Raw genomic sequence first — 20,192 nt, forward strand, 5'->3', positions numbered from 1 at the left:
AGGTCAGAAGCTCCATCCACCTCACATTCTGAGCGAGCCACTTTCGCTTTTTATTAACATTTGTTACAATAGTAAAAATAGAGGAGGGACGTTATATGCCAAAGGGTACAGGTAAGGTTATTGCACAAAATAAAAAAGCATTTCATGATTATTTCATCGAAGAAACATACGAGGCAGGGCTTGTCCTTCAAGGAACGGAAATTAAGTCGATTCGCGCTGGTCGCGTGAACTTGAAAGATGCGTTTGCACGTATACATAACGGTGAAGTATGGGTTCATAATATGCACATTAATACATACGAACAAGGGAATCGTTTCAACCATGATCCACTTCGTACGAGAAAATTACTTCTTCATAAAAAAGAAATTGATAAGCTAGCGGGCGCTGCAAAAGAAACAGGTTACGCATTAGTTCCACTTAGAATCTATTTGAAAAATGGATTTGCAAAAATGGCACTTGGTTTAGCAAAAGGTAAGAAACAATATGATAAACGTCACGATTTAAAAGAGAAAGAAGCGAAACGTGAAATTGCACGCGTGTTCCGTGATCGCCAAAAGATGTAATACAGATATTTACATTTGTAAAACGGCGCGCGTATGATATAATAACTTATGTAAGGTTGTTGCACATTGAAAAACAGCTCTTAGTAGCTATCACGATATTTTCTTCGTATGCTCCATTTTTATCATGGGGACGTTACGGATTCGACAGGGATAGTTCGAGCTTAGGTTGCGAGTCGAGGGGATCGGCCTCGTTAAAACGTCAAAGCCTATAATTGGCAAACAAAACAATCTTTCTTTAGCTGCTTAATTGCACTAAAGGTTCCTCCCTCCATCGTCCATGTGGTAGGGTAAGGGACTCAAACTAAGTGGACTACGCCGGAGTTCGCCGTCTGAGGGCGAAGGAAGAGAACAATCAGACTAGCAACTTGGAAGCCTGTCGATAGGCCGAAGAGTTCGCGAAATGCTAATATATCGACTACACTCGTAGAAGCTTAAGTGCCGATATTTTTGGACGTGGGTTCGACTCCCACCGTCTCCATTTATGTAGTAATATCAACAGTTTAAGCGGTTGTGGTATTGATTTGGTAACTATTATATCAGATCTTCTTCCATATAAGCAACTACTTCGGTTTGTTTTGATGGATATAAGTGGCTATAAGTATTTAAAGTTGTTGCTACATCTGAATGACCTAGGCGTTGGGCTACTACAAGTGGACTAACGCCTTTATTTATTAAGTAAGATGCATGGGAATGTCTGAATTCATGAAGTAGAATTTTTTTGACTTTTGCTTTATCTACGTACTGCGAATACTTTCTATCTAAAGTTGTGGTTGAAATACTGTCGTAAAATGTACCGAAAACAACGTAATCATTTTTAATAGGTGCTGCTAATGCAGCTTCTTTTTTTATCATTTTTAGTAAGTTTATTACAGTTTTCGGTAACATAATACTTCGATTTGAAGCTTTTGTTTTGGGTTTTGTGACTTGTCGATTATATTCAGTTTTATTGATGCTGATTGTTTGTTCTGTAAAATTAATATCTTCCCATGTTAAAGCTAGAAGTTCTCCTTTTCGTGCCCCGCTGTAATAGAGTGTGGAAAAGAATGTTTTAAAAATGGAATCTTCCACAATGCTTATAAACTGCTTAAATTCGTTAAATTCCCAAAAATTCATGCGTTTATTTGATTCTTTTTCGAAATTCCCAGCGATTTTAGCGGGATTGATGTTTAAACCGTGAAATTTTATACCAAAATTAAATATTGCTGAAAGTATTGTATGTATTTTCTTTAAAAATTCAGCAGAATAGTTATTAATGATTTTATTTTGGTAGTTCATTATGTTTTTTGTTGTAATCTGATCGATTTTCACTTTTCCAAATTCATCAAGTAAATGATTATATATGACATTCTTAATCACATTAATAGACGATTGCTTTCTCCTCTGACAATACCAATTAAAATAACTATCTGCAACTTGAGCAAATGTTAAGCTTGAGTTTGTTTCTTTTTCAACTAACATCTTCGCTTCGGCTTCACGTGCCTCTTTTTTTGTTTTAAAACCACGACGTTTCACTTGTTTTTGAGTACCATCAAACTGTCGAACTCTGACAACGAAAAAATATGTTCCTCGTTCTTTATCTTTGTAAATCACCATAGGGAATCCCTCCTGTATATGAAAAGATTGATAATTCGATTTATTGATTAGAGTATAACTTGTTTGTTACCAAAAGAAAAGACCCTCAAAATAAATTGAGAGCCTTTCTTCGACTTGAACCACTTTAATTTTAATCACATATATAACATACCGCTTGTGTGGAACGGATAACTATAAAACTTATTATAACATATCATAAGTTGAAGTAATTTGAGAAAGTTTAAAATTCTGTATTCTTAATAAATGGATATTACTTGTAAATGGTTGGGTTCGATTTTTAAAAATTGGCTGGTTTCAGCATTGATTTTAGTAGAATGTAACGAAAATGAACCGTTATTCATTATAAACAGAAAATGTTCCAAGGTAATATTATGAAAAAACAATAAATTTCTTTTAAATTATATTGAGAAATAAACTTGAAGGTGGAATAGAATGTGAGTTCGTGCTAAAATTGGGTGTAGGTACAACTTTAGGGATTTCTGTCGAAATAATAGACGGAATAATCATAAAAAACAATTAAATCAAAACATAAAAACTCGCAGAGCGTGTGTAAGAGGTGCCCATGACAAAAACCTCTATCACCGTTCATCCTACTAACTTAGGACAAACACTTCGCTACATACGAGTTCCTTCTCAGTTTAACATACATTCATCATTCGTAGTGCAGTTTCGAGGTTGAGAAAATAGGATGGTGGAGTTATGTTTTAAGGAAGGAGGAAATCATTTGCAAAAGGTAATGAATCAATTGCTTTCAAGAATCGATTCAGCAGGTTTTTCGAGGAGACAGTTTGCGATAAAGTTAGGTGTATGTCGAGAAACTTTCCGCAAGGGGATAGCTGGCGGAAGTGAAATGGATGTGGAGGTATTTTTCAAAGCTACAAACTTTTTATATGATAATGCGGAAGCGAAACGAAAGATTACCAGAGAATATTTCTCTTCTTGTATGCAGCCATCTAATACTATCGTTGGGTTAATTTACAGTCAGGTGCAAGGCGAATACACTTTAATGAATAAAATTCTGGATAAACACAAAGGCAATGCTAGTTTGTCAATTTATTTTACAATTTACAAATTATTTAACAAACGTAATAAAAATGAATTGAGAGGACAGGCACTATATAAAACTCTTGGAGAGACTCAATTCTCTGCTAATCCACACGTCCAAGTTATGGTTAATATCTTGTATATGTTAGCTTTAGCAGATAGGCCTAATAACAATGCAATAATTCAATATATAGATGAAGTTGAATCGAATTTGAACCTTCTTGAAGAAGGCCGTATCAAAAATTATCTGCGCATGTTAGCAGATGAGAGGATTGCATATATGCATTTATGGAGGGTTGAATTAGAACAGAGTAGGAGAATGTTTAATAGCATTATAAATTCGGAAGTAGATGTCCCTATGATTAAGTGTACAGCAATTTGTGGGCTTGGCGAAGGGTATCAAATAGATTGTCCTAAGACAGCTGAGACACTTTTGGTTCAGGCTACAGAATCATTGAAAGAGATTAATGTTACTCAAAAAGTTCAAAAGTCGATAGCGTTACATACAACTTTAGCTCATGTGCGTATACATAATAATATCAATATTGATAAAATTGATGTAACTTTACTTCATCCGAATGAAAGGGCGACATATGAATGTCTTTTCGGAAATCGAGAGTTAGGCCTATCAATATTTGAGGAGTTAAAGAAAAAAGGTTTTTCGCCGTTCCAACGTATTTCATATTCAATGTGTACCGGAGACATGGAGGGCATTAAACAGGCACTATTGGATTTTGAATTAGCAGGGTTGAGTTTTTATGGACAAATGTATAAAATGGTATTAAATAGGGAAGGGGTAGTGCTGACGTGAAACGGGTGATATCTATATTTCTGGTAGTTTTGGGAGTAATAGGGATGAATGGAGATTTAATACACGCTGAGAAAATAGAACAACACAAAAAAGTAAAACAAGAAGTAAGAATGGCTGTACACGATCCCGGGGGAAGTTAAGTGAAATAAGTAACTATAAAAAAGAAAGTCGCTACTGTGTAGCGGCTTTCAGTGCGTTTAAAGGGTGACAATTTTTTGTGTGGGGGTCAATAAAAAGTTGTCACCTAGTATTCACCAAAAAATATAGAGAACGGGGGTATTAGGAATGGAAGATAAAAACGTTGAAAATGTAGTAGCAGAAATAGGAGAGAGTTTATTGCACATCTTAGAGAATGTAAAAGAAGGGGATTTTGAGTATTTTGAAGTATTGTCGAAAATAAAACAGGCGATTGGTAGCAACTAAAGCTATCAATCGCCTGTTATTTTAACTAAGTTTTGAATAAGTTCCAAAAGTTCTTTCTGTTTTTCAGGTGTTTTAGATTTAACTTGTGACATGAGTTGCATCCATTCATCTTGTACAGCAAGTTCAGGACTTTTTTCGTTAGATTCACCTAATACATACGAAACGGAAATATTAGCCAGTTTAGCGATTTTTAAGCTCATTTTTTTTGAAGGGCATTTTTTACTATCCTCGTTTTCCCACATTGAAATAGCTGATCGACTTTGCATGCCTAAAACTTCAGCAAATTCACGTTGACTTAGCTGCAATACATTCGTTCGTATATCCTTAATCCGTCTACTGATTAATTTATAATCCATTTTTGAGCACCTCATTTTATTTAATCAATTATCTTACAAAATTATAATAAGGGTGTATAAGGTATACTTTAACAAACATGTTCTCTAAATGACAACCTTTTATAAAAATATTATTTTTTTGTAAATCAGGGTATTCTCAAAAGGAGACCTGTGTGGTATATTCTAAATAACGATATGAGTAAAGGATGATAAAAAATGAAATTGGATACGGAGAAAATCAAGGAACTTAGATTGTCTAAAGGTTTAACTCAGAATGAAGTTGCTAAGATAATGGGTTATACAAGTAGAAACTCATATTCTCAAGTGGAAACTGGCAAACGTGAACCTAAATTATTTAAGTTATCTCTATTGGCAGGTTTATATGGAATGACTATTGATGAATTGACAAAGTGAGTATTTTTTTGAAGTTAAGGTCTCTAAAAAAGACGTCTCTAAAAGTTATCCATAGTAGGAGGGTACCATGAACAAAAACCTATTCATCGCTCGAAAAGAGCGACGCATGACGCAAGAGGAAGTTGGAAAAATGGTGAACATGCACCAGCAAACGTATTACTTAAAAGAATCTGGCAAACGTGACTTCACCCTCAAAGAAGCTCAAAAACTAGCAAAATATTTCAAAACAACAGTGGATGAGCTGTTTGAAAAATAGAGGGAGGACAAGCATGAAAAATGGTAAACGACCAACGAAGAGAGAGAAGATACATATCAACTCGTATAACTTAAATCCAGATAACTGGTTGATCTACAAGAAGGTAGATGGCGAATTACATTTAGTACATCGTCATACGAACTCAATACGAGTCATTCCGAGTACGCAGGGTGTATGAACAAAAAAGGACTCTAGCGGAATGCTAGAGCCGTCAATATGGGATAAGAGTTTTGTACGCGAATGTATTATAACATAATTTTTTCGAATCAATATATAGAAAAAATATGTAATTATGCATAATGGCTGAAAAAGAAAAAAGCCCAATAAAGGGCTTTTCGATACCGATGAATGTAGGTGTAATGAGAATGCGGTATCAATGTCTATTTGTAAAACGCTTACTTAATCATGTCGAAATATTTCGACATGATTAATATAGCATAATCCTTTTCTAGAAAGCACTGGGAAATGTGTCCAAATGGTGAGAGGTTATCGTATGTAAAGAAGAGAGGGAATTGGTGTGACCAAATCAGTCCTAACAAAAGACTTAGAAAAGAAACAAATACTCGATGGATTTTTACAGTATTGTGAAAAGAAGCAAGTTGAAGCACTACAAAAGAATGACCCATATCTGTTTTGCATCTGGATTAAAGAAGCTCGATTAGCCCGAAGGGAATTGGCGGCACTCTATCGTGCGAAAGAAAAGCATGATGAGGAACGTAAACGCATAAAAGGAATTGTTCACCGCTTGAAAAGTATCGGTGTGAATGCGGATGTTGTGGAGAGGGTGCATGGTATTGCGCTGTCCGAAGTGGGGGATACATGCGAAAAAGCCCTATAAATAGGACTTCTTCTGTACATAGTCATAGTATTTGATGTGAATTAACACACATCATAACCAGTATAACAGATATATTCTAAAATGTCTGTATATCAATGTTTCCAATAAGACAAAAAGACCTGAAACCAGGTCTTCCTATCCAAGTTACTAATATAGAGCAAGATACCAAATGGAAAAAGATCAAGTTACCCGAAAGCTCTTCCAGTATAACAAAGTAGTGTGTGTTAGTAAAGGAGAAGAAATCCTATGCTCACAGAAACTAGCAACATAAAGGTTGTACTTCCAGCATGGGTGTATACGGGAGAAAAGACAGAACGAGATATGGATAGAATGGCGCATCGATATATAGAACGTATACCGACTCGGTATGCGGAATATCGCATCGTAAGGATAGAGAATGGGTTTGCAATTTGCGAAAGGACTGAGGGGAGAAGATGAGTGATCAGATATTTGAGTTAGAAACCTTCGCAAGGAATGGTTTTACAGTACGTCATGCTTATGTAGATATCACAGGCGATTTAATAGCTGGAATTTTGCTAGGGCAAATTGTGTATTGGTATCTGCCGAATGAGCAGGGAAAGAGTAAATTGAAAGTGAAAAAGAACGGCGAATTTTGGCTTGCGAAAAGCCGAGAAGATTGGGGAGACGAGATTCGCATTACACCCAAACAATATGACCGAGCGATAAAAAAATTAATAGAAAAAGGGTTTGTTACGGTGCAAAAGTTTAAGTTTAATGGGGCACCCACACATCATATTCAACTCAATATTTCTGAATTAAACCAAAGGGTAAAATCCATTTTGACCTTTGGGGAAATTCCAAATGCACCTTTGGGTGAAATGGAACTTACCGAAAGGGTAAATTCTTTAACAAAGATTACTACAAAGACTACTACAGAGATTACATTAAAAGATACAATGTCTTCTGACCGAAAAACGGGGTCAAAAGAGGCCATCCCCTACGAAGAAATTATTTTGTATTTGAATAAAAAAGCCAATAAATCATTTAAACATCAAACCACGAAAACCAGAACATTAATCAAGGCGAGATGGAAAGAAGGATTTATTTTATCAGATTTCCAGAAAGTCATTGATCAAAAAACAGCGCAGTGGATAACCGATGTACGTATGCATCAGTATATACGACCAGAAACGCTATTTGGAACGAAATTTGAAAGTTATGTAAACGAAGTAGCAGTGGATCCAAACGGACCAAATGGAGGAGGAACGAGTCATGCAATCGCTCGGAAAGACAATTACTTCATCGAAGCATACGACTTTTAAAGAGTGGACGAAACAGTATGTCGTGTCAGCGAATCGATGCCAAAATACATTTGTAGTTGGACAAAATCAGTTCAAAGATGTTTGTAACAAACGGATGTTGCTGGATCTAGCAACGAAAGAAGAATTTTGTCCGCATTGTAGGATAGTGGAACAGGAAGACCAACGGTTAGCGGAAGAAACAGTACGAATCAAGCAGAAACAGGAAATTGTAGACTTGTATGATTCGTTTGCAGATCATAGTTTAATCAACGAGAAGTTGAAAAAAGCAACGTTTGAAAATTACAAACCACCGAACAAATCGTTATCGGGTGCGAAACAGGACATGAAACATTTTGTAGACACATTTGCTCAAACAGAACCAACAAGTCGCATTCTTACAGGCGGATATGGGATAGGAAAAAGTCATCTTTGTGTAGCGGCATCAAAAGAACTTATGAAAAGAGGGCACAGTGCACTGTTTATTCAGATGAACATGTTGTTTACAAAGATTAAGGAAACATGGCATAAAAATAGCGATATGACAGAAGGAAAACTAATGTCACTCTTGGCAAAGGTAGATGTATTGATTCTGGATGACTTTGGAGCGGAATTTACAGAAAAGGACAGAGAGGGCGTAACGTGGAAACAAACGAAGACGAATGAAATTGTGGATAGCCGTGTTGGAAAAAGTACGTTATTTACTACGAATTTTACGGTAAAAGAATTAGGGGGAATGTACGGGGAACGAGATTTTAGCAGAATGATGGAAAATGCCGAAGTGCTACATATGCATGGTGAAAATTATCGATTGCGAAATTTTAAAAAGACCGACATAGGAGGAAAAAGTGAATGGGAGAACGGACAAATTTACAGATAGAAAATTATACGATGGCCGCACAGAATCGAAAATACATGAAGAAGGAACGGCGCAACCTCTATATTGCATTAGAGGAGATGGATATGTTTTGGGATGAAGACGAGGTATGGCGAGTGAAAGAGGCATGGAATAACAATGAGAGTATATTTGCAATCAGTGAGAAATTACAAAGAGATCCGGACGAAGTTGCGCTACTTATTATGGATTTAGCAAGAAAAGGTGCGATTGAAAAAAGAGCGTTGGGGTTAGGGGCATGAAACAATTAACCTTTGAAGACGTTGTAGGAACCATGGATTATGCCGCACGCAGTACTTCTGAACAATTCCTTTCCAATCAGTTGGTTACACCAACTTACGCAGTAGAATTTTTTGACCGAGATGAAAAGCAGAAGTTACGTTGGTTTGAAGTAAATACAGAGGCTGAAGCAAAAGAAAAGGCAGTAGAAACATACGGGAGAATTCAAATCATTAAAGTATATGTGTCCAATCGAACGTTGAAAGAAATTATGGAGCTGGACTAAAGGTGTTTTCCAGCAAGAGAGGTCTTGTATTTCGTGTAATAGCCAAGCATATGCAAAGGAGAACGGGCATAAATGAAAAGTGAAATAGACATGAAAACGAACGGCATCTACATTGTGGAAGATGGGAAAATCATTTTTTTAAAACCGCCAGAAAGCAGATATGGACAACAAGTTGTATATTGGGTAAATGGAAAGGTAACGCATACACAAACAACAGCTACCGTTAAGTTTAAGCGATAAAATTTGAATTTTGTTAAGAAATGGGGAGCGGAAAATGAAGAAGAAAATAATTACAGGTTTAATGTCTATTATGGCAATAACGGGTTTAGCAGGTTGTAGTACAGAAGCAGATACAGTTTCACAAAATTTATCTAAATCAGCTGATTCATTTGAGGTTCAACGAAGAGTAGTGTTCTTCAATGGTATAACTGATAAATACCTTTTAAGTATTGAGGGATTATGCGCTTTAGACGTTGGTGATGGGAAGAAGATAGCTGTAACTTGCAAGACTGGTGATGGTAAATATAAGAAACATTACCTTGGATTAAGTGATAATGTAAGTTACTTCATTGAACAAACAGATGCTAAGTACGAAGATGCATACCATTACAAAGTACTGTTTAGACCGGAAGAAATTATTCCAGATATTAAGTTGCAGACAAGCAATAAATAAACTACTTTTATGAGTTTGTATGATGAAGTTTTGAAGAGTAAAACTAAACAAAAGCGTTATTTGCATAGAAAATGGCAGGTAATTGACCAAATTACCTGCCGTGTCCTTAAACAGTCCGGAGGGGTAAAACTCCGTTTTGAAAGAGTGTAGCTGACTCGTAGATAGTATGTGTAACGTGAAAAAGAATATTCGTAAAGACGAGGAGAATGAAAAATGACGCAGTTGCAAACATTCGCGCATAATATGTTTGGAAATTTAGAGATTCTTATCAAAGATAGAAAAGAGTACTTTCCAGCGACAGAGGTTGCGAAGGTACTTGGATATGCGAATCCGCACAAAGCGATTAGAGACCATTGTAAACAAGGAGGGGTGAACGAAACGGTAGTCCCTACTAATAGTGGTAAGCAGGTAAAGAAATTTATCAATGAACCCAATCTTTACCGTCTCATTGTCAAATCCAAACTCCCGCAAGCGGAACAATTTGAAAAATGGGTATTTGAAGAAGTGCTTCCAACGATTCGAAAACATGGGGTATACATGACGCCACCGACGATTAACGCATTACTACAAGACCCGGATTTATTGATTGGTCTTGCATCTCAACTCAAGCACGAACAACAAGCAAGACAAGTGGCCGAACAAAAGAATCTCATGTTAACCCAACAAGTCGCAGAAAACGCATCTAAGATTACATACCTCGATCAAATTCTTCAGTCAAAAGATACAGTAACCGTTTCACAAATTGCAGCCGATTATGGGTTGTCTGCTGTTCGGTTGAATAAAATTCTAAAAGATGAAAAAGTACAGTACAAAGTAAACAACCAATGGCTGCTGTATGCCAAACATCAGAATAAAGGCTATACAAAATCACAAACGATTGATGTCACACATTCGGATGGAAGTAAATCTATAAAGATGAATACACGATGGACGCAAAAGGGTAGGTTGTTTATCCATGATATGTTAGCAAAGCGAGGCATTATTCCGGAAATGGATAAGGAGGCGAGTTAAATCTCGTTTTAGAAAAATTGACCTCATAAAACAGGGCAAGTTTGCATTTGAATCTTTTTAGAATGTCGTAGGTATCGAATGAGTAGTAATACGTTTAAAGTGGTCTTAGGGTGTTTAAATTCGAAGTAGGGATTTAAATGAAAAAGGGAAACCCTGTTGTGAGAGTTCCTACGAATGCTGACAAATGAATAAGAAAAAACATAATAATGTACGTTTGGTATACCTCAGTACTGCGAATGTATGCAAAATAAAAACAGCTAATTTTCATTAGCTGTTTTACGGGAAAATTTCCTCACGCTTACTCATACTTGTAATAGTGAAGAAAAAGATCCCTTGGATGGCGTATGTATAGTATGAATCAACTTCTTCTTTTTATACAACCTAGCATCATGAAATAAATACAGTCCGGCTAGAAAACTAGAGGACACCAATTTTTAGAACAGCAATGCAGCTGTTTTAAGAAAGGGTGTCCTCTTTCTTATTTTGCAAGGGGGATGAGGAAAATGAAGGCACTAAAAGATCAACTATGTGAATGGAAGAAGCAATCGAACCAATTGAAAAAGAAACAGAAGAAAAAGCGAGAGGAAAAGCTAACCACTCGTGAAATTGAAGAGTTAATGGGAGTTCATGGACCACGTTATGAACGCAGACGTGGAGCATGGAGACAAAAATAATAACAATGGAGGAATGTAATATGAATAAACAATTAGCATTTAAAATGCCTGTTTTAGATGAAGAAGAGACAAAAAATGAAGTTGAAAAAGTATTTGAGGAGTATCGCATGTATGTATCTCAAATGCCAAGTGACATCTTACCAAAAGTAACTGCATCGTATTCAATTGTTCCTCCATCTGTAACAAATGAATGCAACAGTTCTACAGAAAACATAGCAATTGAAAGGTTGCAATATGAAATGGCTAGAGATAAATTTATGAATTGGGTCCATAGAGCTGTTAACAGGCTACCCAAAAGAGAAAGACAAATCATTCATATGTATTATATGGAGGAAGAGAAAGGATACGATCCAGACATAATGGATGAAGTGAAGTTAGGCAGAACAACGTATTATAAAGTGAAAGGAAAAGCTTTATTACGTTTAGCTTTCAGTTTGCGAAAAGAAGTGTTTAAACAAAGGGCGCAAAATGAAGAGGTAGAAGTAGTATGAACATTGTACAGCCGATTCGAGATAAAGAAATAATACAAGAAATAAAAGAGTTTTATAAGGAGCAGAATGAGAGGAACTACATTCTGTTTCTTCTTGGTATTAATACAGGGTTCAGAATATCGGATATATTACGTTTACGTGTTCGTGATGTAGAAGGATGGAATATTGTAATACGGGAAAAGAAAACAAGGAAAATCAAGGATGTGAAGATGCCTTCAGAGCTGAAGAGAGCTATTAGAAATTATACGGAAGGAAAGCCAAAGAACGAATACCTGATGAAGAGTAGGAACGGAAAAAATAAACCGATTACTCGTGCAATGGCATATGTCATATTGAATCAAGCTGCAGAAGAGTTCGGGCTGGAACGTATCGGAACTCATTCACTTAGAAAGACATATGGGTATCACCATTACAAACAATTTAAAGATGTAGTTGCCTTGCAAAAGATGTTAAATCATACAGATCAGAAAGAAACATTGAGATACATTGGTATGGAGCAGGATACATTAAATGATTATCAAAGGAAATTTAGAATCTAATTCCTTTATTTTTTTAGCACGTATTGAATTCGCTTGAAACGGAACGTGTCAAATTCATTTTGATGGAATGTCGGAAAGCTTGATAGCTCTAAGAAAAAACGAGATAGGCTAATTTAACACAATCTAGGTTATAGCTAATTCATTTCTTAGGATTAAAGAACATATTTATTCAAAACTATGTGAAAAGAGGATGAAAAACGATGTGAAAAAAATACATAAATAAAAAACGCGAACTATACGTGAACTATCTGTGGACTATTTGCGAACGATTTACGGACACGTTTTGGTTTTTAACATGATATATTTGTATTGTGAGAAGTGGCGGAAAACACAACTCACAATTTTCCTTTATAAACTATATGTTGTCTAAACGGTTTCATAATGATGGCACATAAAATCCGAAACCAGCAGATGGTAATGATTGAATGATACCGTTATTAAGGAGAGCTTTTGCTCTTCTTTGAGCTAACAATATCCTAGGTAGATGGACTGAGGGAAACCTGATAAGTTTGCCGATAGTGTCTGTCGTGGTTGTTAGCTGAGAGAAGAATAAAACTTCATTTACCGAATGGAACAGATATATTCTTAAGCCTATAAACATGATATGATTATTTCATATAAAAATATTAGAGGTGAGAAGATGAGCTTTGTATCTGTTATACAAACTGAAAAATTTATAACAGTTGTAACTGATGGGCAAGTTACCAGTACTTCTGATAAAACAATTCTTCAAAAGAACTATAAGAAATTTAAAAAAATATCACCGAATCAATATATTGCTTTTGCAGGTTCAAAAGGATTGTGTGAAATGTTGTTAGAGTTTCTTCCTTTTAAGGAGCAAGGGTATGTTTTGGAACAGATTGTGCCAGAGATTAAAGAGTTTATATCTAAAATACCATCTCAATTAGGAAGATTATTAATTAGTGTAGGTGGCGTGAATGAAAAGGAACAGTTAGTAATCTATAAACTTTCTAATCACGAAGGTACAGATATTGAAAAGTTTCAAGCTACTGGCGATGATATTAGTTTTACGTTTTTACATAATGGTTCAGCAGAAGAAAATTTGGGTGGAGACTTAACAGAAGTACTTATACAACTTATTAGGGAGATTGGATATAATACATCTAATAAAACTATAAGAGTGCAAAAGAGGTTAAATGATTATGTTGCAGATGTAGATGATAGTGTTAATAAAATTACATTTGATTTAACAATAAGAAAGTAAAAGCATCCAAGTGGATGCTTTTTATTTTTGAGGAGGATGAATGATGGACGAACAAAAATTGACAGTGAAAAACAAAAATGAAATACACCTTAGACCTACATATTCGAACAAGATTGATCCCAATAAAATTAAAACATTGGATGACGTGATTCAAATTTTAAAAAGAGTAACTCTACATGTTAACGATGAAGGAGTAAAAGGGATTGAGCATTTGATTGAGAGGGAAGAAGTAGAGGATTACAAAATAACAGCAGGGGTAATTAAAGGTGAACAATTATAATTATGCTAATAGGGACTATTACAGGCGCTACTGAAATTTTGGGGCGTCCTATTTGTTGTTAAGGAAAGGAAAGGTAAGGAAAGGAAAGGAAAGGTAAGGTAAGGGGGGATGGAAGAGTGGAATTGAATAAGCTCGAAAAGGCGATGATTATTGGAATAATTCTTCAAACTCTTCGTAGTAGAAAAAAATTAAAGAAATATGTGGGACTAGAGAGATTAGCAAGCGTATGTAAATTATTTGATGAGATACAAGTTAGTACATCCCTTGAGGATAGAGAAGAAGTTATAACAAGTTTAATAAACAAGTTATTGGATGATTTGTTAGAGAAAGATAAGGGGGGACACGAATGTATATAACAAGGATTGAGGATAAAGAAAGGTTGTTAAAGATTATTGATGCACTAGATGAGCTTGGGAAAGATTATAAGGTAACAAAAACTACTAAGCATGTTTCTTTACCACCAGTCACTTATTCAAAAAGAACTTGGATTGTTGAGGAGTTAGAAGTGCTAACAGAAATACAGGAATCGAAATAGGAGTGAGGTAATGAGAGCAGAGTACCTTATCCAACTTATAAAAGAAGATCAGCTTATGAAATTTTATAAGTCTAAAGAGTGGAGAGCTTTGCGATTAAAAGCAATTGAGCGAGCTAAGAATGAATGTGAGCATTGCAAACAAAAAGGGAAGGTAACGACACGGGATACACTTGATAAGCGTGGGCGTAAGATGAAAATGGATGTGAATCATATCAAACCAGTTAAGACGCATCCACATCTCGCATTAGACCTAGACAACCTTGAATACCTTTGTGTTCGTTGTCATAACATTGCTGATGGAAAGGATAAGATGATTAGTAATAGTAATAGTCAACCTAAGTTCATGAATGAGGAACGGTGGTAACAATGATTATAGTTGATGGTAGTTGGACATTTGATACTGATTTAATGATTCGATACGCTGAGAAGGACGAGCATACGTCATATGAACGTGACATGCTTAATCAGTTCCGAAAGTATTCTTACTGGCGTTACTGCCAAATAAGAGACTGTGTGAACCCAAGAAAGTGCAATCGACTTAAACTTACTGATGTTAGAGAAAGATTACAAGAAGAAGAGAATTTAATATTTACTACAGACGTTCTAAAGATTTCTAGTGAAGAAGTCTTTTTTATTTTTGATTTTATTGAAAGATACTTTGAATTAGTTTCTTAAACAGCCCCCCGGTCAAAAGTTTTGGTCTTTATTTGGAGGACCATTCAACGGGGGGAGGAGAGCGGTAAAAATATATTTTGATTTTTTTATGGAATGGGGGGTACCTATGCGGAAACTATCGAAAAAAATGCAAATCAAAGAAGATTTATTACAACAATTGGAAATTGTAGAAATGGACAATGCGGTATACATGGATCTTGTTGATAAATACATGGCAATGTGGGATGCAGCAAAAGCATTAGAAAGAGAATGGAAAAAAGAAAGAATGGTTTCATGGGACAACGGTGGTGGACAAAAAGGATTGAAACCTAACCCTGCCGGAAAAGAATATCGTGAGACGATTAAAAGTATGACAGAGCTGCTTAAGAAAATGGGCTTGGAAAGTGTACCAAGGGAAGAGGGTGGTGAAGAAGATGTATAACTATCATCCATACATTGATGATTATATGAGAATGGTGGAGCAAGGAGAAATTCAAGCTTGTAAAGAGCAAAAACAACTCATGGAATTTTTACGTTGGAAGCTCGAGCAACCAGGTGTCGTGATTGATGCAGAAGCAATTGAAAATTCAGTTCGTGTTCCAGAAAAGTATTTCCCATTCGAATTATTTACATGGCAAAGGTTTTGTAATGCATTTATTTATGGCGTCAAATATGAAAATGGTTCGTTAATGTTTAATCGATTTTTTATGTTACTAGGGCGTGGAGCCGGAAAGAACGGTTATATTGCTTACAATTGTTTTCATATGATGACGGGACATCATGGGATACGAAATTATGATATAGATATTGTAGCAACATCAGAAAAACAAGCAAAAACGTCGTTTGAAGATGTATACAATGTGTTAGATCATCCGAAGTTTGCTAAGAAGATGAAAAACGTATTCTACAAATCGAAGATGCTTATTCAACATCGGAAAACGAAGTCCAAGTTAGAATTTAATACATCAAATGCTCGGACAAAAGATGGTAAGCGTAGTGGTGTTGTTATTTTTGATGAAATTCATGAATATGAGAATTATGATAGTGTGAAAGTTTTTACATCGGGATTAGGAAAGAAAAAAGACCCACGAACGTTTTATATTACAACAGATGGACGTGTACGTGGTGGTGTATTAGATGATTTAAAAGAAGAAGCGCAAAAAGTGCTGAATAAAGAACTTCCACAATCAACACTATTTCCTTTTATCTGTAAATTAGATCATGAATCAGAAGTAGACCATGAGGAAATGTGGGAAAAAGCAAACCCTTCTTATCCATATAACGAGAATTTACAGCATGAAATGAAACAGGAATATCATGATATGCAGCATAACAGTTCTTTTCGCATGGAATTCATGACAAAGCGCATGAACCTTCCAGTGGAAGATGTGTTAAAAGAGGTGGCAACCTATGAAGATCGTTTAGCGACAGATCAGCCATTTCCTGAAAATGTGAAGGGAATAGAATGTATGGGCGCTGTAGATTTTGCACAAATCAGAGACTTTTGTTCGGTCGGCATTCTATTTAAAAAAGATGGGAAACGGTATTGGATGCAGCATACATTCATGCATCATACAGCACCCCAGTTGCAAGATATCAATCGGGATATTCTTGCACTTGCGATGGAAAAAGGGTTACTGACGGTTGTGTATGATGCATCCATTAGCGCGGAGCATGTATTGAATTGGTTTGTCATGATGAATAAGAAATATCGTATTAGAAAAGTTAGCATGGATTTATATCGATCCTCTATTTTAAAAGAAGTATTGGAAGAGGCAGGATTTGAAGTCGAAATTGTTCGTCGTGGTCCAGCAACCCATAGTAAACTAGCTCCACTGGTAGAAGAAATATTTATTAAACGTACCATTGTCTTTGGGGATGATCCATTGATGCGTTGGTATGTAGGGAATGTTTATAAGGAAGAGAAGATGAACGGTAATATTGAATATAAAAAGATTGATAAAGAGAAGCGGAAAACGGATGGTTTTTTCGCTTTTTTACATGCGCTTAATTGCGATAGTGAATTAAAAGAATCCAGCGCTTTAACAAAAGAAAGTATTAAAAAATTATTCAAAGTATTTAGCGTATAACAGGGGGTGAGAATGTGGGATTCCGAGAATGGGTACGAGGTTTTTTCGGAAGTAACAAGACTCTTACGTTAGATTCATGCTGTTATGAATTAGGAATTGATTATTTCTATAAAAGACTAGCTGTAGAAAGTTGCATCGATCTTATTGCGAACGCAGTAACACGGTGTGAATTTCAAACATTTGAAAAAGGGAAAGAAAAACGCGGTGAAAACCATTATTTATTGAATGTACAACCCAACCAAAATCAAAATGCATCAGAATTTATGCATAGCTTAGTTAATCATTTAATGATGAATAATGAGTGCGTAGTAATCATGCAAGATAAACAATTGTATATTGCTGATTCTTTTAACATGACTAAGTTTGCATTAAAAGAAAACATATATAATGACATAACAATTGAAGACTTCACTTTTGAAAAATCATTTCATGAATCAGAAGTCTTTCACTTTAAATTAAACGATCGTAATATCATGCAAGTTATAGAGGGCATGTACAGTAGTTTCGGGAAATTGCTTGCGTCCTCCATTGATTATTATAAAAGAAAAAACAATATACGTCTGTTAATTAAGGGAGAATTTATCAGACCACAGGATGAAGCAACGCAAGAAGCGATTAATGACATGTTTGAAAATCAATTAAAGAGTTGGTTTAACGCTGATAAAGTGGGTTCCGCTTTTCAATTGCAAAATGGTTATGTTTTCGAAGATATGAGCGATAGTAAAAATGGTGTCGCCAATAATAGTACAAGCCGTGATATCAGCGACTTAATCCATGACATATTTAGTTATGTAGCAACGGCTTTTCATGTACCTATCGGCATTTTAAAAGGCGATGTGGCTGATATTGAAAAACAGATGGATTCATTTTTAGCATTCTGTGTTAATCCAATTGCTGAATTGATACAAGATGAATTTAACCGAAAGATGTACAAGAAAGAAGAATATTTGAAAAGAACATACTTAAAAATTGATACAACAAAAATTAAAATTGTTGATATTACGAAGATGGCAACCGCAATGGATAAATTATTTGCGATTGGTGGTCTAACAATGAATGACGTCATAATGATGCTTGGAAAAGAGCCGATTGATGAAGAATGGGCAGACAGAAGGCATGTAACGAAAAACTATCAAGAAGCTAATTCTTTGGAGGGAGGTGAAAAGGATGAGACGTTATAAAAATGAAAAATATAACCATCTAGCTCATGTCCAACATGCCTTTAAGGCAGAAGCAAAAGCTGATTCGCTGGACATAACGATTTATGGTGATATTGGTGAATCATGGTGGAGTGACTCCACATCGGCGGTTGATATTGAAAAAATATTAAAAGCTACTTCCGCAAATGTGATTCATATCAATCTGAATAGTCCTGGTGGGGATGTATTTGATGGGATTGCAATTTATAACCAACTAAAAAACCACTCGGCACAAGTTATCATTACCGTAGATGGGTTGGCAGCGAGTGCCGCATCTATTATTGCGATGGCAGCAGATGAACTAATTATGAATACAGGTTCTATGTTAATGATTCATGAGGCTTCCACGTGGACTTGGGGAACAAAGCTAGACATTCGTAAAACATTGAATGCTCTTGAAGGAATTGACAAGTCGCTTGCGGATATTTATATGACTCGTTATGAAGGGGAACGTTCAGAAATTGAGACGATGATTGCGAATGAAACATGGTTTACCGCAAATGAGGCAGTAGAATTTGGATTGGCTCACAAGGTAAATGAACATGTGGAAAATAATGAAGTAATAGATCCAGAGGAATTTAAAAATAATGTTCTACAAAAATTCCGAAATAAAAATAAACAGAATGAACCAGCAGCAAGCGCAAATCAAAATATACTTAATAAATTTAAGCGCGCGTAAAGCAGTGCTTTTTTATTTTTTAAAAAACAGGAGGGAATAAGATGACTATTAGAAATTTAGATCGTCCAGTAATCGAAAATAAAGATCAACAAATTATTAATGTGCAAGAAGCACTTGAAACGGGAGATGCACAGGTAGTAGCAGCGCGTATTGTTGCAAATATGGAGAACAATATGCAACATTTTCAGGATATGATGAACGATGTAATTAGTGAAGCGCAACAAGCCAAAAATGAGAATTGGGATGCTCAAGTGCTGGCCTCTCGTGGTGTGCGTGTTTTAACAAATGAAGAAAAGAAATTTTATAATGCAGCAATCGAAGTAAATTCATTTAGTGAAACGCATAAATTAATGCCGCCAACAATTTTTGAGCGTGTATTTGAGGAGTTAGAAAAGGAGCATCCATTGTTATCTCTTGTTAATTTTCAAACAGTAGGAGCAACTACGCAATGGATTGTAAGAAAAGAAGGTGCAGCTTCAGCTTATTGGGGCGATGTATGTGATGAAATTAAAGAAATGATTGATGAAGGTTTTACAACAATTGATCAAGGAATGTACAAACTTAGCGGATTTTTAGTTGTATGTAAAGCAATGTTTGAGTTAGGTCCTGAGTGGTTAGATAAGTACGTCCGTACATTTATGAAAGAAGTTGTAGCCGAAGAATTAGAAAGAGTAATTGTTATGGGGACAGGAAAAAAACAGCCAATAGGCATGATTAAGGATTTAAAAGGTGCTGTAACAGATGGTATTTATCCAGATAAAAAGAAAATAGTTCTAAAGGATTTTACACCCGCAACAATTGGCAAAGAAATTTTAGCACCTACAACAAAGGGTGGAACGAAACGTTATACAGGGGTTACTTTGATTCTGAATCCATTAGATTACGCAACGAAATTCTTCCCTATTGGCGCGAAGCGTAAAGACGATGGAACTTGGACGTATGATAACTTCGGTGTACCAGGTTTAACGATTGTTCAATCACCGGCTGTTCCATTAAACACAATGATTTCTGGAAAAACAAAAGATTACTTTATGGGGGTTGCTTCAAAACAAGAATTAGTATCAGATGATACAGTTCGTTTAATCCAAGATCAACGTTTATACCTGATTCGTCAGCTTGCAAACGGTCGTCCATTAGATCATGATTCGTTCACTGTATTTGATATTACAGCACTAGAACCGAAAGAAGGAACTCCAACACCCTAAT

Annotated in this window: 31 protein-coding genes and 1 other RNA gene; 30 read left to right on the forward strand and 2 right to left on the reverse strand. The window is 35.7% G+C overall.

The annotated features are described in order from the left end of the window. Positions 1-95: 95 nt before the first annotated feature. Both smpB and ssrA read left to right on the forward strand, forming a co-directional pair. A complete protein-coding gene (smpB, locus tag MHI28_RS20800; protein WP_001123917.1) occupies positions 96-563 on the forward strand; it encodes an SsrA-binding protein in 468 nt (155 codons plus the stop codon). A gap of 126 nt (positions 564-689) precedes the next feature. Continuing rightward, positions 690-1,044: a transfer-messenger RNA gene (gene ssrA, locus MHI28_RS20805) on the forward strand. Between the two features lie 50 nt (positions 1,045-1,094). Here the strand turns inward: ssrA and MHI28_RS20810 are convergent. Further along, positions 1,095-2,156: a tyrosine-type recombinase/integrase gene (locus MHI28_RS20810; RefSeq protein WP_340828264.1), complete on the reverse strand. Its 1,062-nt coding sequence runs from the start codon at positions 2,154-2,156 to the stop codon at positions 1,095-1,097. Between the two features lie 724 nt (positions 2,157-2,880). Between MHI28_RS20810 and MHI28_RS20815 the strand changes: the two genes are divergently transcribed. Continuing rightward, complete coding sequence (locus tag MHI28_RS20815; RefSeq protein WP_078186942.1) at positions 2,881-4,011, forward strand: AimR family lysis-lysogeny pheromone receptor; 1,131 nt, start codon at positions 2,881-2,883, stop codon at positions 4,009-4,011. 285 nt (positions 4,012-4,296) lie between these two features. Continuing rightward, entirely contained in the window at positions 4,297-4,434 is a 138-nt protein-coding gene (locus MHI28_RS20820) for a hypothetical protein (protein WP_176116588.1), read from the forward strand. 5 nt (positions 4,435-4,439) lie between these two features. Here the strand turns inward: MHI28_RS20820 and MHI28_RS20825 are convergent, their stop codons facing one another. Continuing rightward, complete coding sequence (locus MHI28_RS20825) at positions 4,440-4,790, reverse strand: helix-turn-helix domain-containing protein (RefSeq protein WP_340828265.1); 351 nt, start codon at positions 4,788-4,790, stop codon at positions 4,440-4,442. A 195-nt stretch (positions 4,791-4,985) separates the two neighbouring features. On the opposite strand from MHI28_RS20825, the gene MHI28_RS20830 reads away from it, so the two are divergent. The 26 genes from MHI28_RS20830 (at position 4,986) to MHI28_RS20955 (ending at position 20,191) form a co-directional block, all read left to right on the forward strand. Further along, positions 4,986-5,183, forward strand: a complete 198-nt coding sequence (locus MHI28_RS20830; protein ID WP_078186944.1) for a helix-turn-helix domain-containing protein — start codon at positions 4,986-4,988, stop codon at positions 5,181-5,183. A gap of 67 nt (positions 5,184-5,250) precedes the next feature. Continuing rightward, entirely contained in the window at positions 5,251-5,439 is a 189-nt protein-coding gene (locus tag MHI28_RS20835) for a helix-turn-helix transcriptional regulator (protein ID WP_078186945.1), read from the forward strand. A 13-nt stretch (positions 5,440-5,452) separates the two neighbouring features. Next, entirely contained in the window at positions 5,453-5,617 is a 165-nt protein-coding gene (locus tag MHI28_RS20840; RefSeq protein ID WP_176116590.1) for a DUF6906 family protein, read from the forward strand. 339 nt (positions 5,618-5,956) lie between these two features. After that, entirely contained in the window at positions 5,957-6,277 is a 321-nt protein-coding gene (locus MHI28_RS20845; protein WP_340828266.1) for a hypothetical protein, read from the forward strand. A 246-nt stretch (positions 6,278-6,523) separates the two neighbouring features. Further along, on the forward strand, positions 6,524-6,715 hold the full coding sequence (locus tag MHI28_RS20850; protein WP_340828267.1) for a hypothetical protein: 192 nt from the start codon (positions 6,524-6,526) through the stop codon (positions 6,713-6,715). Further along, entirely contained in the window at positions 6,712-7,560 is an 849-nt protein-coding gene (locus tag MHI28_RS20855; RefSeq protein WP_340828268.1) for a conserved phage C-terminal domain-containing protein, read from the forward strand. Before MHI28_RS20850 ends, MHI28_RS20855 begins: the two co-directional genes overlap by 4 nt. Continuing rightward, positions 7,511-8,416, forward strand: coding sequence for an ATP-binding protein (locus MHI28_RS20860; RefSeq protein WP_340828269.1), 906 nt, complete (start codon positions 7,511-7,513; stop codon positions 8,414-8,416). The genes MHI28_RS20855 and MHI28_RS20860 overlap by 50 nt, the downstream gene beginning before the upstream one ends. Next, positions 8,389-8,673: a helix-turn-helix domain-containing protein gene (locus MHI28_RS20865; protein ID WP_340828270.1), complete on the forward strand. Its 285-nt coding sequence runs from the start codon at positions 8,389-8,391 to the stop codon at positions 8,671-8,673. The genes MHI28_RS20860 and MHI28_RS20865 overlap by 28 nt, the downstream gene beginning before the upstream one ends. Then, a complete protein-coding gene (locus MHI28_RS20870; protein WP_340828271.1) occupies positions 8,670-8,936 on the forward strand; it encodes a hypothetical protein in 267 nt (88 codons plus the stop codon). Before MHI28_RS20865 ends, MHI28_RS20870 begins: the two co-directional genes overlap by 4 nt. Before the next feature lie 72 nt (positions 8,937-9,008). After that, the gene (locus MHI28_RS20875; RefSeq protein WP_069356486.1) at positions 9,009-9,176 is read left to right on the forward strand and encodes a DUF3954 domain-containing protein; all 168 of its coding nucleotides are present in this window, start codon (positions 9,009-9,011) and stop codon (positions 9,174-9,176) included. A 34-nt stretch (positions 9,177-9,210) separates the two neighbouring features. Beyond that, entirely contained in the window at positions 9,211-9,609 is a 399-nt protein-coding gene (locus tag MHI28_RS20880) for a beta-sandwich lipoprotein (RefSeq protein WP_340828272.1), read from the forward strand. Positions 9,610-9,822: 213 nt separating this feature from the next. Further along, positions 9,823-10,620, forward strand: a complete 798-nt coding sequence (locus MHI28_RS20885) for a phage antirepressor KilAC domain-containing protein (RefSeq protein WP_340828273.1) — start codon at positions 9,823-9,825, stop codon at positions 10,618-10,620. Positions 10,621-11,123: 503 nt separating this feature from the next. After that, positions 11,124-11,294 (forward strand): hypothetical protein, encoded by a 171-nt coding sequence (locus MHI28_RS20890; protein ID WP_084746281.1) that lies wholly within the window; start codon positions 11,124-11,126, stop codon positions 11,292-11,294. Between the two features lie 20 nt (positions 11,295-11,314). Beyond that, positions 11,315-11,785: an ArpU family phage packaging/lysis transcriptional regulator gene (locus MHI28_RS20895; RefSeq protein WP_340828274.1), complete on the forward strand. Its 471-nt coding sequence runs from the start codon at positions 11,315-11,317 to the stop codon at positions 11,783-11,785. Beyond that, positions 11,782-12,324, forward strand: coding sequence for a tyrosine-type recombinase/integrase (locus MHI28_RS20900; protein WP_340828275.1), 543 nt, complete (start codon positions 11,782-11,784; stop codon positions 12,322-12,324). The genes MHI28_RS20895 and MHI28_RS20900 overlap by 4 nt, the downstream gene beginning before the upstream one ends. A 640-nt stretch (positions 12,325-12,964) precedes the next feature. Continuing rightward, complete coding sequence (locus MHI28_RS20905; protein WP_098223872.1) at positions 12,965-13,549, forward strand: hypothetical protein; 585 nt, start codon at positions 12,965-12,967, stop codon at positions 13,547-13,549. Between the two features lie 43 nt (positions 13,550-13,592). Further along, positions 13,593-13,829, forward strand: coding sequence for a hypothetical protein (locus MHI28_RS20910; protein ID WP_340828276.1), 237 nt, complete (start codon positions 13,593-13,595; stop codon positions 13,827-13,829). Between the two features lie 116 nt (positions 13,830-13,945). Then, a complete protein-coding gene (locus tag MHI28_RS20915; protein WP_197263221.1) occupies positions 13,946-14,185 on the forward strand; it encodes a hypothetical protein in 240 nt (79 codons plus the stop codon). Next, positions 14,176-14,364: a hypothetical protein gene (locus MHI28_RS20920; protein ID WP_197263220.1), complete on the forward strand. Its 189-nt coding sequence runs from the start codon at positions 14,176-14,178 to the stop codon at positions 14,362-14,364. The genes MHI28_RS20915 and MHI28_RS20920 overlap by 10 nt, the downstream gene beginning before the upstream one ends. A gap of 10 nt (positions 14,365-14,374) precedes the next feature. Then, positions 14,375-14,728, forward strand: coding sequence for an HNH endonuclease (locus MHI28_RS20925; RefSeq protein ID WP_197263219.1), 354 nt, complete (start codon positions 14,375-14,377; stop codon positions 14,726-14,728). 2 nt (positions 14,729-14,730) lie between these two features. Continuing rightward, positions 14,731-15,039 carry a hypothetical protein gene (locus MHI28_RS20930; protein WP_197263218.1) on the forward strand — a complete coding sequence of 103 codons (309 nt, stop codon included), beginning with the start codon at positions 14,731-14,733 and terminating at the stop codon, positions 15,037-15,039. Between the two features lie 106 nt (positions 15,040-15,145). Next, positions 15,146-15,460, forward strand: coding sequence for a P27 family phage terminase small subunit (locus tag MHI28_RS20935; protein WP_340828277.1), 315 nt, complete (start codon positions 15,146-15,148; stop codon positions 15,458-15,460). Continuing rightward, positions 15,453-17,108: a terminase TerL endonuclease subunit gene (locus MHI28_RS20940; RefSeq protein ID WP_060852456.1), complete on the forward strand. Its 1,656-nt coding sequence runs from the start codon at positions 15,453-15,455 to the stop codon at positions 17,106-17,108. Before MHI28_RS20935 ends, MHI28_RS20940 begins: the two co-directional genes overlap by 8 nt. 14 nt (positions 17,109-17,122) lie before the next feature. Continuing rightward, complete coding sequence (locus MHI28_RS20945; protein ID WP_340828278.1) at positions 17,123-18,289, forward strand: phage portal protein; 1,167 nt, start codon at positions 17,123-17,125, stop codon at positions 18,287-18,289. Next, on the forward strand, positions 18,276-18,986 hold the full coding sequence (locus MHI28_RS20950) for a head maturation protease, ClpP-related (RefSeq protein ID WP_060852454.1): 711 nt from the start codon (positions 18,276-18,278) through the stop codon (positions 18,984-18,986). The genes MHI28_RS20945 and MHI28_RS20950 overlap by 14 nt, the downstream gene beginning before the upstream one ends. A gap of 41 nt (positions 18,987-19,027) precedes the next feature. After that, positions 19,028-20,191, forward strand: a complete 1,164-nt coding sequence (locus tag MHI28_RS20955) for a phage major capsid protein (RefSeq protein WP_060852453.1) — start codon at positions 19,028-19,030, stop codon at positions 20,189-20,191. Position 20,192 lies beyond the last annotated feature (1 nt).

It is taken from the genome of Bacillus sp. FSL K6-0268, assembly GCF_038005425.1.
In the GTDB taxonomy this organism is placed as follows: domain Bacteria; phylum Bacillota; class Bacilli; order Bacillales; family Bacillaceae_G; genus Bacillus_A; species Bacillus_A thuringiensis_S.

Bases quoted from the DNA above. Each gene is read 5' to 3' on its own strand.
- MHI28_RS20895 (WP_340828274.1), top strand. From the start codon at position 11,315: ATGAATAAACAATTAGCATTTAAAATGCCTGTTTTAGATGAAGAAGAG.
- MHI28_RS20950 (WP_060852454.1), top strand. From the start codon at position 18,276: ATGAGACGTTATAAAAATGAAAAATATAACCATCTAGCTCATGTCCAA.
- MHI28_RS20840 (WP_176116590.1), top strand. From the start codon at position 5,453: ATGAAAAATGGTAAACGACCAACGAAGAGAGAGAAGATACATATCAAC.
- MHI28_RS20870 (WP_340828271.1), top strand. From the start codon at position 8,670: ATGAAACAATTAACCTTTGAAGACGTTGTAGGAACCATGGATTATGCC.
- MHI28_RS20905 (WP_098223872.1), top strand. From the start codon at position 12,965: ATGAGCTTTGTATCTGTTATACAAACTGAAAAATTTATAACAGTTGTA.
- MHI28_RS20860 (WP_340828269.1), top strand. From the start codon at position 7,511: ATGCAATCGCTCGGAAAGACAATTACTTCATCGAAGCATACGACTTTT.
- MHI28_RS20920 (WP_197263220.1), top strand. From the start codon at position 14,176: ATGTATATAACAAGGATTGAGGATAAAGAAAGGTTGTTAAAGATTATT.
- MHI28_RS20935 (WP_340828277.1), top strand. From the start codon at position 15,146: ATGCGGAAACTATCGAAAAAAATGCAAATCAAAGAAGATTTATTACAA.
- MHI28_RS20850 (WP_340828267.1), top strand. From the start codon at position 6,524: ATGCTCACAGAAACTAGCAACATAAAGGTTGTACTTCCAGCATGGGTG.
- MHI28_RS20865 (WP_340828270.1), top strand. From the start codon at position 8,389: ATGGGAGAACGGACAAATTTACAGATAGAAAATTATACGATGGCCGCA.
- MHI28_RS20890 (WP_084746281.1), top strand. From the start codon at position 11,124: ATGAAGGCACTAAAAGATCAACTATGTGAATGGAAGAAGCAATCGAAC.
- MHI28_RS20830 (WP_078186944.1), top strand. From the start codon at position 4,986: ATGAAATTGGATACGGAGAAAATCAAGGAACTTAGATTGTCTAAAGGT.
- MHI28_RS20910 (WP_340828276.1), top strand. From the start codon at position 13,593: ATGGACGAACAAAAATTGACAGTGAAAAACAAAAATGAAATACACCTT.
- MHI28_RS20925 (WP_197263219.1), top strand. From the start codon at position 14,375: ATGAGAGCAGAGTACCTTATCCAACTTATAAAAGAAGATCAGCTTATG.
- MHI28_RS20825 (WP_340828265.1), bottom strand. From the start codon at position 4,790: ATGGATTATAAATTAATCAGTAGACGGATTAAGGATATACGAACGAAT.
- MHI28_RS20835 (WP_078186945.1), top strand. From the start codon at position 5,251: ATGAACAAAAACCTATTCATCGCTCGAAAAGAGCGACGCATGACGCAA.
- MHI28_RS20900 (WP_340828275.1), top strand. From the start codon at position 11,782: ATGAACATTGTACAGCCGATTCGAGATAAAGAAATAATACAAGAAATA.
- MHI28_RS20880 (WP_340828272.1), top strand. From the start codon at position 9,211: ATGAAGAAGAAAATAATTACAGGTTTAATGTCTATTATGGCAATAACG.
- MHI28_RS20930 (WP_197263218.1), top strand. From the start codon at position 14,731: ATGATTATAGTTGATGGTAGTTGGACATTTGATACTGATTTAATGATT.
- smpB (WP_001123917.1), top strand. From the start codon at position 96: ATGCCAAAGGGTACAGGTAAGGTTATTGCACAAAATAAAAAAGCATTT.
- MHI28_RS20810 (WP_340828264.1), bottom strand. From the start codon at position 2,156: ATGGTGATTTACAAAGATAAAGAACGAGGAACATATTTTTTCGTTGTC.
- MHI28_RS20875 (WP_069356486.1), top strand. From the start codon at position 9,009: ATGAAAAGTGAAATAGACATGAAAACGAACGGCATCTACATTGTGGAA.
- MHI28_RS20820 (WP_176116588.1), top strand. From the start codon at position 4,297: ATGGAAGATAAAAACGTTGAAAATGTAGTAGCAGAAATAGGAGAGAGT.
- MHI28_RS20855 (WP_340828268.1), top strand. From the start codon at position 6,712: ATGAGTGATCAGATATTTGAGTTAGAAACCTTCGCAAGGAATGGTTTT.
- MHI28_RS20940 (WP_060852456.1), top strand. From the start codon at position 15,453: ATGTATAACTATCATCCATACATTGATGATTATATGAGAATGGTGGAG.
- MHI28_RS20885 (WP_340828273.1), top strand. From the start codon at position 9,823: ATGACGCAGTTGCAAACATTCGCGCATAATATGTTTGGAAATTTAGAG.
- MHI28_RS20955 (WP_060852453.1), top strand. From the start codon at position 19,028: ATGACTATTAGAAATTTAGATCGTCCAGTAATCGAAAATAAAGATCAA.